This window comes from Microbispora catharanthi (assembly GCF_006334915.2).
GTDB lineage: Bacteria > Actinomycetota > Actinomycetes > Streptosporangiales > Streptosporangiaceae > Microbispora > Microbispora catharanthi.
In genome coordinates, this window is record NZ_VDMA02000002.1 from 304,690 (window position 1) to 320,310 (window position 15,621).

The following is a 15,621-nucleotide window of genomic DNA, read 5'->3' on the forward strand; positions in this document are numbered from 1 at the left end:
CGGCGCGCGGGTCTGGGCGGCGGCCGGCGGACCGGCGCGGCGGCCGATACGGATTCCCGCGTGCCGCGGGTAAAAATTCGCACACACTTTCGCGCCGTGTGGGTCACTCCCGCTCTCCTGGGTAGGCGGGCGCACATGGGCCTGCGCGCGCGCCTGTCCGACAGCATGACCAGCGCCCTGACGTCGGCGCTGCTCGTGCGCGTGGGGTGGCTGGCGCATCGGCTCGTCCGGCCCGAACCCGTCCTCGTCGAGCGGTTCCGCCGACGCCTCGACGAGATCAACAGCGGTGACGGCAGCGGGCGGATCCAGAAGCCGGAGCACCGCACGGGAATGGCCCCGCTGGCCGAGGGCATCAACGCCGCGCTCGACCACGCCGCTCGGTGCTCCCGGTTCGCCTCCGACGTCTCGCACGAGCTCCGCGGCCCCCTCACCGCCCTCCGGGTGAGATTCGAGGAGGCGCAGCTTCACATTCCGGAGACCGAGCTGGATGAACTGCTCCGCGAGGGCTTGCGGGACATCGACCGGCTGGAATCCATCATCGACGACCTCCTCACGTCGTGCCGGCTGCGGGCGGGGATCTCGATCACCCGGCCGCGCCCGGTCGACGTCTCCGAGGTGGTGAAGGAGGACGTCTCCCGGCAGAGCGGACCCGTCCCGGTCCTGCTCCGGCTCCAGCCCGGCGTGTACGTGAACGGCGTGCCTACACAGCTCGGCCGGATCCTGCTCAACCTGCTGAGCAACGCCCAGCGGCACGCCAGGCGATCGATCGTCGTCACCGTGCGGCGTGATCGTGACATCGCCGAGATGGCCGTCGACGACGACGGGGACGGGGTGCCGCCCGCCGATCGGGAGCGGCTCTTCGAGCGGTTCTTCAGGTCGGAGAAGTCGCTCCGAGTCGATCCTCACGGCGCCGGGCTCGGTCTGGCGATCTGCCGGGAGATAGCCTCGGCGCACGGCGGCACCATACACATCGAGGACTCCGCCGCCGGCGGCGCGCGCTTCGTGGTCCGGCTGCCCGCCATCGATCCGGTGAGGCGTGATGTGCCGGTCCTCGCCGCCGCGGGGTCGGGCTCGGCCTGAGCTCGCCACGGCGCGCGTGGAGAGGGGCGGGAGCGTTCTGTCGGCCCGGTGTCCTACAGTTCCGGCATGACCCTCGCCGAAGAGCGCGCCGTCATCGGGGCGCTTTCCCCCTCCCGGGCCGGTGACTTCATGACCTGCCCCCTGCTCTACCGGTTCAGGGTGATCGACCAGCTCCCCGAGCGGCCCTCGGCCGCCGCGGTCAGGGGCACGCTCGTTCACGCCGTGCTGGAACGGCTGTACGACCTGCCGGCGGAGGCGCGGACGGTCGCCGCCGCCCAGGATCTGCTGGAGCCCCAGTGGCGGCGGCTGCTCGCCGAGGAACCCGACTACGCGGGGCTGTTCGAGGACGACGGGGAGCGGGACGCCTGGCTGGCGCAGGCCCGTGGCATGGTCGACCGTTACTTCACGCTGGAGGACCCGCAGCGGCTGGAGCCCGCCCAGCGCGAGATGTACGTCGAGGTCGTGCTCGACAGCGGGCTGCTGCTGCGCGGCTACATCGACAGGCTCGACGTGGCCCCGACCGGCGAGATGCGGGTCGTGGACTACAAGACGGGCACGGCGCCGGGTCGCGACTGGGAGGCCAAGGCGCTGTTCCAGATGAAGTTCTACGCGCTGGCGCTGTGGCGGCGCAGCGGCCAGGTCCCCCGGATGCTCCAGCTCATGTACCTGGGCAACGGCGAGATCGTCCGTTACGTCCCCGACGAGGCGGACCTACGGGCGACCGAGCGCAAGGTCGAGGCGCTCTGGGCGGCCATCGAGCGCGCCGTGCGCACCCGCGAGTGGCGCGCCCGCCGCTCGCGGCTGTGCGACTGGTGCGACCACCAGGCGCTGTGCCCGGAGTTCGGCGGCACCCCGCCGCCCGTACCCGACCGCGAGCCCGGGCTGTCCGCCCGCGTGAGCAGAAGGTCGGCCAGCGACGAGCTGTGACTGTGTCTCCCGCTTCGCTCATCGGGCGCTCACATCCGCCGATCGTGTCGAAGGCTCGCTCGGACTCCTCCTTTGGGCTCCTTCGTGGGGAGGAGGGGGGATATCCCTCCCGGGCAGGGTGGACGCGGGCGGCGAACGCCTAGATTTGGTACGTGCGCACCACCCCCGGCAGTACGCGGTCCTGGCTTCGGGCTCATCCCCTGATCTACGACTCGATCCTCGCGGTGGTGCTGACGACCGCGTCCCTGTGGTGGATCGCCTCGGCCGCCCCCGGGCAGGAGGCCGGTTGGCTGCGCTCCGCATCGCCGCGCCCGACGGACGCGCTGAACCTGATCCTGGCGGCGGCCTGCACGCTGCCCGTGGCCCTGCGGCGTAGCCGGCCCTTCGTGCTGCTGGTGGCCACCTGCGTCCCTCAGGCGGCGCTCGACACGCTCCACTACGACCCCGGCCTGAGCGAGTTCGGCGGGCTCGTGCTGCTCTATTCGGTGGCCGCCTGCCGGGGGCTGGCGCTGAGCCTGGCCGCCCTCGTCGTCTCCTTCGCCTCCTACGTCGCCAGCGCCGTCGCCGGGGTCATCACCCCGTCCTGGACCGACCACGTCGTCGTCACCGCCGTCCTGCTGCTGTGCTGGGTGTGCGGCCGGGCGCTGCGGCTGCGCCGCGCCTACCTCGCGGAGCTGGTCCAGCGGGCCGACCGGCTGGAGCGGGCGCGGGAGGCCGACACCAGGGCCGCCCGGGCCGAGGAGCGCTCCCGCATCGCCCGGGAGCTGCACGACGTCGTGGCCCACCACGTCAGCGTGATGACGGTCCAGGCCGCCGCCGCCCGCAGGATGCTCGACACCAAGCCCGACGTGGCGCGGGACGCCCTCACCGCCATCGAGGAGATGGGCCGTACGGCGATGGCGGAGATGCGCAGCATCGTCGGCGTGCTGCGCACCGACGGCCCGGCCGAGCGGGGGCCGCAGCCGGGCATGCACGACCTGCCGGCGCTGGTGGAGCAGATGCGCGAGGCGGGGCTGCGGACCCAGCTGTGGATCGAGGGCGAACGGCGCGGCCTGCCGCCAGGGGTGGATCTGGCCGCCTACCGGCTCGTGCAGGAGGCGCTGACCAACAGCCTGCGGCACGCCGGGCCCGCCGCCCGCGCCTGGGTGACCGTACGGCACGAGCCGAACGAGCTGAGCATCCACGTGGAGGACGACGGGCGCGGCGCGGCGGAGGAGTCGGCGCGGATCGGAGGCAAGGGACACGGCCTCGTCGGCATCCGCGAGCGTGTGGCGCTCTATGGTGGAGTTCTGCGGATCGGTCCCCGCGCCGGGGGCGGGTTCGAGGTCCGCGCACACTTCCCCCTCAATCACAGCCCCCTCAAGTAGAGCCCCCTCAAGCAGAGCCCCTTCAAGGACAGACCATGACGATCAGGGTGTCCCCCTCCACCCGGCGGCCCGCCGCCCCTCTCAGGACGGACGCATCATGACGATCCGGGTGTTGCTGGTCGACGACCAGCCGCTGCTGCGCACCGGGTTCCGGTTCATCCTGGAGGCGGAGCCGGACGTCACCGTCGTGGGCGAGGCGGGTGACGGCGCGGTGGCCATGGAGCAGTCCCGGGCCCTGCTGCCCGACGTGGTGCTCATGGACGTCCGCATGCCCGGCACCGACGGCATCGAGGCGACCCGTCGCATCGTGCGGGAGGCCGCGCCCAGCGCCCACGTGCCGAAGGTGCTCGTGCTGACCACGTTCGACCTGGACGAGTACATCGTGGAGGCGCTGCGCGCGGGCGCGAGCGGGTTCCTCCTCAAGGACGTGCCGCCGGACGAGCTGGTCCAGGCGATCCGCGTGGTGGCGGCCGGCGACGCGATCGTGGCGCCGAGTGTCACCCGGCGGCTGCTGGACAAGTTCGCCACCCGGCTGCCCTCCGCCCACCAGCAGGCCACCCCCGCGCGGCTCGACCGGCTCACCGAGCGCGAGCTCGAGGTGCTGCGCCTGATTGCGAAGGGCATGTCGAACGCCGAGATCGCCGCCCAGCTCGTGGTCAGCGAGACGACCGTGAAGACCCACGTGGGCAACGTGCTGACCAAGCTGGGGTTGCGCGACCGGGTCCAGGCGGTCGTGCTCGCGTACGAGACCGGCCTGATCGTCCCCGGCGCCTTCTCCTGACCTTCGGTCTACGACCACGGGAGTAGCGAGGCGGGCCCCGGTCCTCCCACGGTCGCGGGCGAGAGCCGTACGGGAGGCCGATGCCGGGTGGAGGCACGCCCCGATACCGTCGTAACAGGGGCGTGGCCGAGGTGGCGGAACACGCCCCGCCGGTACGGCTCCCGCGGACCGTCTGGGGGGAAGACGGCGGGGGCCGTACCGGCGGAAAGACTCAGTCCGCGGGAGCGGCGGCCGTCTCCGGCGAGGCCGCGGACCCGCCGCCCGAGGGGGCGTTCTCCGGGAAGTGGCAGGCCACCTGGTGGCCGGGGGCGAGCGTCTCCAGCGGCGGCTCGACCTGCTTGCAGATCTCCTGCGCCTTCCAGCAGCGGGTGTGGAACCGGCAGGCGGGCGGCGGGTTGAGCGGAGAGGGCACGTCGCCCTGCAGCCGGATCCGCTCCCGTTCCTTGCGCCGCTTCGGGTCCGGGATCGGGACCGCCGACAGCAGCGCGTTGGTGTACGGGTGCATCGGCGCGTCGTACAGGCCCTTGCGGTCGGAGATCTCGACGATCTTGCCGAGGTACATCACCGCGACGCGGTCGCTGATGTGCCGCACCACCGACAGGTCGTGCGCGATCACCACGTAGGTGAGGTCGAGCTCCTTCTGCAGGTCCTCGAGCAGGTTGACGACCTGGGCCTGGATCGACACGTCGAGGGCCGACACCGGCTCGTCCGCGATGATCAGCTTGGGCTTGAGCGCGAGCGTCCTGGCGATGCCGATGCGCTGCCGCTGACCGCCGGAGAACTCGTGCGGGTAGCGGTTGTAGTGCTCGGGGTTGAGGCCGACCAGTTCCAGGATCTCCTGGACCGCCTTCTTGGTGCCCTGCTCGGTCTTGATGCCCTGGATCCGGAACGGCGCGCCCACGATGGCGCCGACCGTGTGCCGGGGGTTGAGCGAGCTGTAGGGGTCCTGGAAGATGATCTGCACGTCCCGGCGGAGCGGACGCATCCGGCCCTGGGACATGTGCGTGATGTCGTTGCCCTCGAACAGGATCTTCCCGCCGGTCGGCTCGATCAGCCGCGTGATGAGGCGTCCGGTGGTGGTCTTGCCGCATCCCGACTCGCCGACCAGGCCGAGGGTCTCGCCCTTCTGCACGTCGAAGCTGATGCCGTCGACGGCCCTGACCGCGCCGACCTGCCGCTTGAGCAGGCCCTTCGTGACCGGGAAGTGCTTTTCCAGCCCCTGTACGGACAGCAAGGGCTCCTCGTTCACGAAGCCTCCAGGTTCGGCTTGATCTCGTTCTCCCAGATGGCGCGCCGCCGCTCGCGCGGCAGGTGACAGCGCACGAGGTGGCCGCCCTCGGTCTCCAGCAGCTCGGGGACCTCCGCCTTGGCCCGGCCGCCCGTACGCTCCTCGAACACGCAGCGCGGGTGGAAGGCGCAGCCGGACGGCACGTTGATCAGCGAGGGCGGCGAGCCCTTGATCGGCATCAGCCGCTCGGTCGGCTCGCGGTCCAGGCGCGGCATCGAGCCGAGCAGGCCCCAGGTGTAGGGATGCTCGGGCCGCTCGAAGATGTCCTCGGACGTGCCGTACTCGATGCACTTGCCGCCGTACATCACGAGGATGTCGTCGGACAGCTCGGCGACGACGCCGAGGTCGTGCGTGATGATGATCAGCGCGGCGTTGAAGTCGCGCTGCAGGTCGCGCATCAGGTCGAGGATCTGCGCCTGCACGGTCACGTCGAGCGCGGTCGTCGGCTCGTCGGCGATCAGCAGCTCGGGGTCGCAGCTCAGCGCCATCGCGATCATGGCGCGCTGCCGCATGCCGCCGGAGAACTCGTGCGGGTAGCTGTCCACCCGCCGGTCCGGCTGCGGGATGCCCACCCGGCCCAGCATGTCGATCGCGTGCTTGCGCGCGACCTTCTTGCTGACGTCGTTGTGGATGCGGTAGGCCTCGATGATCTGGTCGCCGACCGTGTAGAACGGGTGCATCGCCGACAGCGGGTCCTGGAAGATCATCGCCATCTTCTTGCCGCGCAGCGTCCGGACGTGCTCCAGGCTGGCGCCGACGAGTTCCTCGCCGTCGAGCCAGATCTCCCCGGAGATGCGGGCGCGGCCGCCCTTGTGCAGGCCGAGGATGCCGAGGCTGGTCACGCTCTTGCCGGAGCCGGACTCGCCGACGATGCCGAGCGTCTTGCCCCGCTCCAGCGTGAACGACAGCCCGTCGACCGACTTGACCAGGCCGTCGTCGGTCGGGAAGTGGATGCGCAGGTCCTTCAGTTCCAGGAAGCTCATCCCAGCCTCACCCTCGGGTCCACGACGGCGTACAGGAGGTCGACGATCAGGTTCGCGAAGACCACGAAGAACGCGGCGACGAGCGTCACGCCCATGACCTTCGGCAGGTCCTGGGCGAGGATCGCGTCGATCGCGTACTTGCCCATGCCGGGCAGCGAGTAGGTGCTCTCGGTGAGCACGGCGCCGCCGAGCAGCAGGCCGAGGTCGAGGCCGAAGATCGTGAGAATCGGGGTCAGCGCGCCGCGCAGGCCGTGCTTGACCACGACCGCCCGCTCGTTCAGGCCCTTGGCCCGTGCGGTGCGGATGTAGTCCTCGTTCATCGTCTCCAGCATGCCCGCCCGGGTGAGCCGCGCGTACCCGGCGGCATACAGGAAGGCCAGCGTGATCCACGGCAGGATCAGGTTGTAGGCCCACATGGCCGGGTTCTCCTCGAACGGCGTGAAGCTGCCGCCCGGGGCGGTGATGCGGAACGGATTGCCGTAGCTGAAGACGACGAGCGAGACGATGCCGGTGAAGAAGATGGGCAGCGAGACGCCGGCCAGGGCGACGCCCATCGCGGCCCGGTCGAACAGGCTGCCGCGTTTCAGCGCGGACAGCACGCCGGTCGCCACACCGGCTATCACCCAGATGACGGCGGCCCCGATGGCCAGTGAGATCGTCACGGGCAGCCGGTTGAGCAGGTCCGGCCAGACCGGGAGCCGGGTGAGGAAGGAGTAGCCGAAGCAGGGCGCGGGGCAGTGCTCCACGCCGGGGCCGTAGTCGTAGTCGGCGCCGGCGACGATGCCCTTGGCGAACCGCCCGTACTGCACGACCAGCGGATCGTTGAAGCCGAGCTTCTCAGCCGCGATCTTCACCTGTTCCGCCGAGGCGGTGCGCCCCACGTAGCGCGCGGCCAGGCTCTCCGAGGTGGCGCCCGCCAGGCGGGGCACCAGGAAGAAGATGGCGAACGTGGCGATGCTCACGATGGTGAGCATCACGACCGCCCAGATCAGCCGCCGGATGATGTATGTGACCACAGTCCCCCCGGCTCCGGGGGCCGGCCCGGTCGGACCGGCCCCCTTGCCGCGTTCACGCGTCTATCGGATCTGTCTGGTCTCGGCGGGCGCTTACTTGACGCCCATGCCGAGGTAGTCGTACATGCCGTACGCCTCGTTGACGAAGATGTTCGTGGCGTTCTTGCTGCGCACGAGCAGGGTCTTCGTCCAGACGTTCGGCAGGATGAAGGAGTCCTCCATGACCTTCTTGTCGATCTGGGTCCAGATCGCGTTGCGGGCGTTGGTGTCGGTCTCCTTCATCGCCTGGTCGATGAGCTTGTCGACCTCGGGGTCGCGGACGCTGATGTTGGAGGAGCCGCCGGTGTCGCGGATGACGCGGCTGTCGACGATCTGCTGCAGGAAGCCGAAGCCGTCGGGCCAGTCGGACATCCAGCCGTTCATGGCCAGGCCGATCTTGTTGTCCTTGGCGTAGCCCGGCTTGCCGGCGTACAGCGCGAAGTAGTCGGCCTGCGGGAACGGCTTGAGCGTGAGCTTGATGCCGACCCGGCCGAGGGACTGCTGCAGCGCCTCGGCGGCCTGCTTCTCCTTCGGCCGCTCGGCGCGGTAGGAGATGTTGGTCTCGAAGCCGTTGGGCTGGCCGCAGGCGGTCAGCGCCTCCTTGGCCTTGGTCAGGTCGCCCTTGTTGTCGGCGCCCGGCGGGTAGAGGTTGAAGTCCTCGTGGCCGGGGATCGCCGGCGGCAGCAGGCTGGTCGCGATCTGGCCGCCGGAGAACTCGCCGCCCCAGGCGGTCTGGAGGGCCACCTTGTCCGTCGCGTACTGGACGGCCTTGCGGCAGTCGATGTTGTCGAGCGGCGGGACGTTGCCGTTGATCGAGGTGTACCAGAGGCGGGTGCTGGTCGGGTTGTCGGAGTTGGCCTTCATCGCGGGGTCGGGCAGGACCCGGCCGAGGGCCGCCGACTGCACGCCGATGCCCGCGACGTCGACGTCGAGGTCGCCGGCGATGATCCGGTTGTCGATGTCATCGGCGTTGACGTTGGTGGAGACCTCGTAGCCGTCCGGCAGCGCCTTGCGGTTGGGGTCGGTCGCCGGGTCCCACTGGTCGTTGCGGACCAGCGTGAAGCCCTTGCCGATCTCGTTCTTCTCGAACTTGTACGGCCCGGTGGAGATGATGTGCTCCTTGTACTTCGCGCCGGTGTCCTTGTCCTTGGGGACCGGGATCGTGGCGGGAAGCTGGGCGAAGTAGTCGAAGTTGCTCAGCGGCTGCTTCAGGTGGAAGACGATCGTGCTGTCGTCGGGCGTCTCGATCGCGCTGTCGGTGTTGACGTCCTTGGACTTGTACGCGCCCTTGTAGTCCTTCGGCCAGGCGAGGAAGTCGTTGAAGTAGGTGTACCCGTCGGGGAACACCTCCTTGTCGAACGACCGCTCCACGGCGTACTTCACGTCCTTGGACGTGACCGGGGTGCCGTCCTCGAACTTGATGCCCTGCTTGAGCTTGTACGTCCAGGTCTTGGCGTCGTCGCTCGGCTTGCCCATGTCCTCGGCGAGGTCGGGGACGAGCTGGTTGCCTTCCTTGCCCACGCCGGACTTGAACATCAGCAGCGAGCGGCCGTACAGGCGGATGAAGTTCCAGGAGTAGCCGTAGTAGGTGTCGCCCGGGTCGAGGGAGTCCCAGTCACCGCCGTTGGCGAACTTGAGGATGCCGCCCTTCTTGTCCGACGGGTTGACCACCTGCGTCAGGGCGGCGTTGAACTCGCTCTTGGTGTCGGAGCCGGCGGCGGCGCCGCCGGAGGACGACGGCGCGCTACTGCCCGAACCGCCGCCGCAGGCGGCCACGGCGAGGGCGAGCACGGCGCCGGTGGCCGCCACACCCAGTCTTCTTCTTAGCATTGCAAACCCCTTGGTGATAGGAGCCGGGGGACTTTACGGGGAAGGGAGGGGCTCAGCGGGCCTTCGGGTCGAGAGCGTCCCGCAGGCCGTCGCCGAACAGGTTGAACGCCAGGACCGTGATGAAGATCGCCATGCCGGGGAAGAACATGAAGTGCGGGATCGTGTAGAACCGCACCGCGTCCGACAGCATGCCGCCCCAGGTGGGGGTGGGCGGGCGCACGCCGACGCCGAGGAACGACAGCGCCGCCTCGAACAGGACGTTCGTGGGGATCAGCAGCGTCGCGTAGACGAGGATCGGCGCGACCAGGTTCGGCAGCAGCTCGCGGAAGATGATGTACGGCCCGCGCGCCCCGAGGCTGCGCGCCGCGTCCACGAACTCCCGCTCGCGCAGCGACAGCGTCTGCCCCCGGATGATGCGCCCGATGTACGGCCAGTTGAAGAAACCGATGATGAACACCAGCAGCGAGACGCGCAGCGTGTCGCCGGTCAGGCCGAACGCCGAGTCGGGGACGATGCCCGCCAGCGCGATCGCGAAGACCAGGATCGGGAACGCCAGGAAGACGTCCATGGTCTTGCTGATGATCGAGTCGACCAGACCGCCGAAGTATCCGGCGGTGACCCCGAGCAGGGTCCCGATGACCACCGAGAGCAGCGTGGCCAGGAAGGCGATGAGCAGCGAGATCCGGGCGCCGTACACGACCCGGCTGAAGATGTCGCGTCCGTTGACCGGCTCGATGCCGAACAGATGGTCGGCGCTGATGCCGGTGCCCGTCTTGGGCGCCATCGTGGAGGAGTCGATGAGGTCGGAGTTGAACTGCGTCGGGTCCTGTCCGAACGCCCCGGCGATCACCGGCGCGAAGACCGCGACCAGGATCAGGAAGATGACGATCAGACCGCCGGCCAGGGCGACCTTGTCGCGCTTGAGCCGCATCCATGCGATCTGACCGAGGGACCGGCCCTGGATCGCCTTGCCGCCCGACGCGTCGACGACGGCCTCCGGCGTGGCCTGCGCGTCCCCACCGGTGACGTCCATCGGCGCGGTCATCGATCCTCCTTCGCCCTGCCCGAGCGGACCGCGCCCGCGGTGACGCGCTCGGGGTAGCCCGGGATCGATCCGGCGACAGAGAAGCGGCGGCCGCTCACGACCTTGCCTCGCACGGCCATTTGGTGCAGGCCCCCTGGATCCCAGACGACATTGTCCGAAGGGGCCGCGTGGTGTGCGACCCCCGGAGGCAGAATCTATGGTCTGAGCTGGGCTGACCAGTCCCCAGAGGCGCCCTGTGGCTCAACTGTGATTCACGCGAAACTCATTCGTGTTGATCTTGAAGGGTTTGTCCGCGTCCGGTTTCGATTATGTCGTGGAACTGTAACATTGCACTGGCCGGTAACTTCGTCCCACGATGTGGGATGATCAGCTGATTCCCCGGCGCTTGAGAATGGCCTCGATGTCGGAGAAATCATCCCCTGCGGGCTGTTCCACCTGTCGTGGTGCCGTCTTCCCGGTCTGTGCCGTTTTAGGCGTGGCCGTTTGAGACGTGGCCGCTTTAGGCGCGGCAGGCCGCTCAGGCGTCGCGGCGGCGCCGCCCGGCTCCGGCCGTGCCGTACGGGTCCGGGACAGGGCACGGCCGCGCAGCGTGCCGGAGACGACGAACAGCAGCGCCGACAGCCCGGCCAGGACCACCCCGGCCCACACCGCGGGCGACAGGACCAGGCCGGTCACGAAGCCCACCGCCGCCGCGCCGATGTTCCAGAGCGTCTGCAGCGCGCCGGTGAGGTAGGCCGCCAGCGGCAGCAGGGACCATGCGGTGGCCCGCAGGCCGGCCGTCACCCCCCTACGCCGGAAGGTCAGGTAACTGAGCCCGACGCCCACCGCGGTGAGGCCGGCGCACAGCGGCAGCCAGGCGATGTCGTTGAATGTCATGGCGGGTCCCCTTCGTCCACGGCGTACCCCCATCCTGGCACCCCGAAGGCGGGGACGCGGGGGCCCGCGCTACCGGACGAGCGACCGCAGGAAGTCCACGTCGACGTCGAGCAGCGAGGGCATGACGACCCGCCCGGGCGCCTGGGCGATCGGCAGGACGCCCGGCACGGCGACGACGCGGCAGCCCGCGGCGGTCGCCGAGGCGACGCCGTTCGGCGAGTCCTCCAGCGCCACGCACCGCTCCGGGTCCACCGACAGCAGGCCGGCCGCGGTCAGGTACGGCTCCGGGTGCGGCTTGGTGCGCGTGACGTCGTCGGCCGTCACGACGATCTCGAAGTGCTCCCGGCCGACGGCCTTGAGCACGGCGTCGGCGATGATCCGCAGCGACGAGGTGACCAGCGCCGTGCGCACGCCCTGGTCGCCGAGCCCGCGCAGTAGGTCGAGGGCTCCCGGCATGGGCTCGACGCCTCTCGACAGCCGGCTCTCCATGCCGTCGATCAACCACTCCCCCACGACCATGGGGTCGACGTCGGCCTGCGTCAGCTCCAGCATGTACGCGACGGTGCGGTCCCAGGAGCCGCCCACGAGCTGCTCCTGATGCTCAGGGCCCCAGGCCCCGCCGAGGCGGGTGACCACCTCGGTCTCGACCTCGAACCACACCCCTTCGGTGTCGACGAGCAACCCGTCCATGTCGAACAGCACGGCGTCCACGTGGCCCCTTCCCCCGGTGAGACCCCCGATCAGGGGGGGACCAACATGGTAAGGGGGGCACGTGAACGCCCATGCGGCCGGTCAGACGTTGAAGTACTTCGCCTCGGGGTGGTGGACGACCAGGGCGGAGGTCGCCTGCTCCGGGTGGAGCTGGAACTCCTCCGACAGCGTCACGCCGATGCGCGCGGGGTCGAGCAGCTCCACGACCTGCACCTGGTCCTCCAGGTTGGGGCAGGCCGGGTAGCCGAAGGAGTAGCGGCAGCCGGCGATGTTCACCTTGAGCATGTCGGCCAGCGACTCGTCGCCGCCGATGCCGAGCTCCGACCGCACCCGCGCGTGCCAGTATTCGGCCAGCGCCTCGGTGAGCTGCACCGACAGACCGTGGAGCTCCAGGTATTCGCGGTAGGCGTCCTTGGCGAAAAGCTCGGCCGTGGCCTCGCTGATCCGGTTGCCCATCGTGACCACCTGGAAGGCGACGACGTCGGTCTCCCCGGACTCGCGGGAGCGGAAGAAGTCGGCAAGGCACAGGTGCCGGTCGCGCCGCTGCCGCGGGAAGGTGAAGCGGGTCCGCTCCTTCCCGTCGTCGTCCAGGATGATGAGGTTGTCGCCCTCGCTGACGCAGCGGAAGTAGCCGTAGGCGACCGCCGCCTCCAGCAGGTTCTCCGTCTGCAGCCGCTCCAGCCACATCCGCAGCCGTGGCCTGCCCTCGGTCTCGACCAGTTCCTCGTACGACGGGCCCTCGCCGCCCCGGGCGGCCTTGAGGCCCCACTGGCCCATGAACGTCGCCCGCTCGTCGAGGAAGGCGGCGTAGTCGGCCAGCGGGATGCCCTTCACGATCCGGTCGCCGAGGAACGGCGGGGCGGGCACCGGGTTGTCGGCCGCGACGTCGGAGCGGGCCGGCAGGTCCTCCTCGGCGGTCCGCTTCAGCACGGCGCCGGTCTTCACCCGCCGCGCGCGCAGCGGCGGCAGCGTCGCGCCGTCCTCACCTCGCTTGACCGCCATGAAGGCGTCCATGAGGCGCAGGCCCTCGAACGCGTCACGCGCGTACCGGACCTCGCCCCGGTAGAGGTCGGCCAGGTCCTGCTCGACGTACGCCCTGGTCAGGGCGGCGCCGCCGAGCAGCACGGGATACCTGTCCGCGATGCCCCGGGAGTTCATCTCCTCGAGGTTCTCCTTCATGACCACCGTGGACTTGACCAGGAGCCCGGACATGCCGACCACGTCGGCGCGGTGCTCCTCGGCGGCCTCCAGGATCGCCGACACCGGCTGCTTGATGCCGAGGTTCACCACGTCGTAGCCGTTGTTGGACAGGATGATGTCCACGAGGTTCTTGCCGATGTCGTGGACGTCGCCCTTGACCGTGGCCAGCACGATGCGGCCCTTGCTGCTGCCCTCGACCTTCTCCATGTGCGGTTCGAGGTAGGCCACGGCGGTCTTCATCACCTCGGCCGACTGCAGCACGAAGGGAAGCTGCATCTCGCCGGAGCCGAACAGGTCGCCGACGACCTTCATGCCGTCGAGCAGCACGTCGTTGATGATCTCCAGGGCCGGCCGCTGCGCCAGGCCCTCGTCGAGGTCGGCCTCCAGGCCCTTGCGCTCGCCGTCGATGATCCGCCGCTTCAGCCGCTCCCACAGGGGCAGCCCGGCCAGCTCGGCCGCCTTGCCGGCCTTCATGGACGCCGCGTCCACGCCCTCGTACAGCTCCATGAACCGCTGCAGCGGGTCGTAGCCCTCGCGCCTGCGGTCGTACACGAGGTCGAGCGCGACCTGCCGCTGCTCGTCCGGGATCCGGTTCATCGGCAGGATCTTGGAGGCGTGCACGATCGCGGAGTCGAGCCCCGCGTTGACGCACTCGTTGAGGAAGACGCTGTTCAGCACCATGCGGGCCGCCGGGTTGAGGCCGAACGACACGTTGGAGACGCCCAGCGTGGTCTGCACGCCCGGGTAGCGGCGCTTGAGCTCGCGGATCGCCTCGATCGTCTCGATGCCGTCGCGCCGGGTCTCCTCCTGACCGGTCGCGATCGGGAACGTCAGGCAGTCGACGATGATGTCCTCGACCCGCATGCCCCAGGTGTTCACCAGGTCCTCGATGAGCCGGGTGGCGATGCGCACCTTCCCCTCGGCGGTGCGGGCCTGGCCCTCCTCGTCGATGGTCAGCGCGACCACGGCCGCGCCGTGCTCCTTCACCAGGCGCATGATCTTCTGGTAGCGCGAGTCCGGGCCGTCGCCGTCCTCGTAGTTCACCGAGTTGACCACGGCCCGGCCGCCGAGCATCTCCAGCCCGGCCTCCAGCACGGCGGGCTCGGTGGAGTCGATCACGATCGGCAGCGTCGAGGCGGTGGCGAACCGGAACGCCAGCTCCTTCATGTCGGCGACCCCGTCGCGGCCGACGTAGTCGACGCACAGGTCGAGCATGTGCGCGCCGTCGCGGGCCTGCGCCCTGGCGATCTCCACGCACTCCTCGTAGTCGCCGGCCAGCATCGCCTCGCGGAACGCCTTGGAGCCGTTGGCGTTGGTCCGCTCGCCGATGGCGAGGTAGGAGGTGTCCTGCCGGAACGGCACGTGCTGGTAGAGCGACGCCGCCCCCGCCTCCGGGCGGGGCCGCCGCTCGCCGCGGGCGCGCCCGCCCACCCGCTCGACCACCTGGCGCAGGTGCTCGGGCGTGGTGCCGCAGCAGCCGCCCACGAGCGCGAGCCCGTAGTCGCGGGTGAACGCCTCGTGCGCGTCCGCCAGCTCCCCCGGGCTCAGCGGGTAGTACGCGCCGTCGGACGTGAGCTGCGGCAGCCCGGCGTTCGGCATGCAGGAGATCGGGATCCGCGAGTGCCTGGCCAGGTAGCGCAGGTGCTCGCTCATCTCGGTCGGGCCGGTGGCGCAGTTGAGGCCGATCAGGTCGACGCCGAGCGGCTCGATCGCGGTCAGCGCGGCGCCGATCTCGGAGCCGAGCAGCATCGCGCCGTTGGTCTCGATGGTGACCTGCGTGATGATCGGCACGTCCCGCCCGGCGGCCTCGACCGCCCGCTTCGCGCCGACGACCGCCGCCCGCACCTGCAGCAGGTCCTGGCAGGTCTCGATGATCAGGGCGTCGGCCCCGCCCGCGATCAGGCCGGCGGCGTTGTCGCGGTAGGCGTCGCGCAGCGTCTCGTACGGCAGGTGGCCGAGCGTGGGGAGCTTCGTGCCGGGGCCCATCGAGCCGAGGACGAACCGGGGCCTGTCCGGCGTCGACCAGTGGTCGGCGCGCTCCCTGGCCAGCCGCGCGCCGGCCTCGGAGAGCTCGAAGATGCGGTCCGCGATGCCGTACTCGCCCAGGGCCGCACGGTTGGCGTTGAAGGTGTTGGTCTCGACGCAGTCGACGCCCACCTCCAGATACGCGTCGTGCACGGCCCGCACGATGTCGGGACGGCTCACGTTGAGCACGTCGTTGCAGCCCTCGTGGCCCTGGAAGTCGTCAAGGGTGGGGTCGTAGGACTGCAGCATCGTCCCCATGGCTCCGTCGGCGATCAGAACTCGCTCGGACAGCACTTTTCGGAACGACGGTCTGCTGGTCATGGAGGCAAGCCTATCGGCCCCGCCGGATGGAATATCGTCCGCGCGCGCGAAACGGGAATACCGGTTGCGTGAGGGACGGCGGGCCCACGTCCGCCGGCGCGGCGCCGCAGGTCGGCGCAGCGCGACGGGCCGGTG

General features: G+C 70.1%; 12 protein-coding genes. 4 read left to right on the forward strand and 8 right to left on the reverse strand.

Features of this window, described 5'->3' with window-relative positions; all coding sequences use genetic code 11:
* Positions 1-135 precede the first annotated feature (135 nt).
* From FH610_RS04605 to FH610_RS04620, 4 genes are all read left to right on the forward strand, one after another.
* A complete protein-coding gene (locus FH610_RS04605; protein ID WP_139572995.1) occupies positions 136-1,080 on the forward strand; it encodes a sensor histidine kinase in 945 nt (314 codons plus the stop codon).
* 66 nt (positions 1,081-1,146) lie between these two features.
* Complete coding sequence (locus tag FH610_RS04610; RefSeq protein WP_139572996.1) at positions 1,147-2,007, forward strand: RecB family exonuclease; 861 nt, start codon at positions 1,147-1,149, stop codon at positions 2,005-2,007.
* Positions 2,008-2,159: 152 nt separating this feature from the next.
* Entirely contained in the window at positions 2,160-3,374 is a 1,215-nt protein-coding gene (locus tag FH610_RS04615; protein WP_139572997.1) for a sensor histidine kinase, read from the forward strand.
* 97 nt (positions 3,375-3,471) lie between these two features.
* Positions 3,472-4,155 carry a response regulator gene (locus tag FH610_RS04620; RefSeq protein WP_139572998.1) on the forward strand — a complete coding sequence of 228 codons (684 nt, stop codon included), beginning with the start codon at positions 3,472-3,474 and terminating at the stop codon, positions 4,153-4,155.
* Between the two features lie 211 nt (positions 4,156-4,366).
* Here FH610_RS04620 and FH610_RS04625 read toward each other — a convergent pair whose 3' ends face one another.
* The 8 genes from FH610_RS04625 to metH all read right to left on the reverse strand — a co-directional run bounded on the left by FH610_RS04625 (position 4,367) and on the right by metH (position 15,486).
* On the reverse strand, positions 4,367-5,404 hold the full coding sequence (locus tag FH610_RS04625) for an ABC transporter ATP-binding protein (protein WP_205825550.1): 1,038 nt from the start codon (positions 5,402-5,404) through the stop codon (positions 4,367-4,369).
* A complete protein-coding gene (locus tag FH610_RS04630; RefSeq protein WP_139572999.1) occupies positions 5,401-6,426 on the reverse strand; it encodes an ABC transporter ATP-binding protein in 1,026 nt (341 codons plus the stop codon). The genes FH610_RS04625 and FH610_RS04630 overlap by 4 nt, the downstream gene beginning before the upstream one ends.
* A complete protein-coding gene (locus tag FH610_RS04635) occupies positions 6,423-7,442 on the reverse strand; it encodes an ABC transporter permease (RefSeq protein WP_139573000.1) in 1,020 nt (339 codons plus the stop codon). The genes FH610_RS04630 and FH610_RS04635 overlap by 4 nt, the downstream gene beginning before the upstream one ends.
* 90 nt (positions 7,443-7,532) lie before the next feature.
* Entirely contained in the window at positions 7,533-9,308 is a 1,776-nt protein-coding gene (locus FH610_RS04640; RefSeq protein WP_139573001.1) for an ABC transporter substrate-binding protein, read from the reverse strand.
* Positions 9,309-9,360: 52 nt separating this feature from the next.
* Positions 9,361-10,353, reverse strand: a complete 993-nt coding sequence (locus FH610_RS04645) for an ABC transporter permease (protein WP_139573002.1) — start codon at positions 10,351-10,353, stop codon at positions 9,361-9,363.
* A 366-nt stretch (positions 10,354-10,719) separates the two neighbouring features.
* The gene (locus FH610_RS04650) at positions 10,720-11,229 is read right to left on the reverse strand and encodes a cellulose synthase (protein ID WP_139573003.1); all 510 of its coding nucleotides are present in this window, start codon (positions 11,227-11,229) and stop codon (positions 10,720-10,722) included.
* Between the two features lie 69 nt (positions 11,230-11,298).
* Positions 11,299-11,940: an HAD family hydrolase gene (locus FH610_RS04655; protein ID WP_139573004.1), complete on the reverse strand. Its 642-nt coding sequence runs from the start codon at positions 11,938-11,940 to the stop codon at positions 11,299-11,301.
* Between the two features lie 81 nt (positions 11,941-12,021).
* The gene (gene metH / locus FH610_RS04660; RefSeq protein WP_139573005.1) at positions 12,022-15,486 is read right to left on the reverse strand and encodes a methionine synthase; all 3,465 of its coding nucleotides are present in this window, start codon (positions 15,484-15,486) and stop codon (positions 12,022-12,024) included.
* Positions 15,487-15,621: the final 135 nt, after the last annotated feature.

Excerpts from the sequence above, each read along its gene's own strand:
- FH610_RS04650 (WP_139573003.1), bottom strand. The coding sequence starts at position 11,229 with ATGACATTCAACGACATCGCCTGGCTGCCGCTGTGCGCCGGCCTCACC.
- FH610_RS04630 (WP_139572999.1), bottom strand. The coding sequence starts at position 6,426 with ATGAGCTTCCTGGAACTGAAGGACCTGCGCATCCACTTCCCGACCGAC.
- FH610_RS04640 (WP_139573001.1), bottom strand. The coding sequence starts at position 9,308 with ATGCTAAGAAGAAGACTGGGTGTGGCGGCCACCGGCGCCGTGCTCGCC.
- FH610_RS04645 (WP_139573002.1), bottom strand. The coding sequence starts at position 10,353 with ATGACCGCGCCGATGGACGTCACCGGTGGGGACGCGCAGGCCACGCCG.
- FH610_RS04610 (WP_139572996.1), top strand. The coding sequence starts at position 1,147 with ATGACCCTCGCCGAAGAGCGCGCCGTCATCGGGGCGCTTTCCCCCTCC.
- FH610_RS04620 (WP_139572998.1), top strand. The coding sequence starts at position 3,472 with ATGACGATCCGGGTGTTGCTGGTCGACGACCAGCCGCTGCTGCGCACC.
- FH610_RS04605 (WP_139572995.1), top strand. The coding sequence starts at position 136 with ATGGGCCTGCGCGCGCGCCTGTCCGACAGCATGACCAGCGCCCTGACG.
- metH (WP_139573005.1), bottom strand. The coding sequence starts at position 15,486 with ATGACCAGCAGACCGTCGTTCCGAAAAGTGCTGTCCGAGCGAGTTCTG.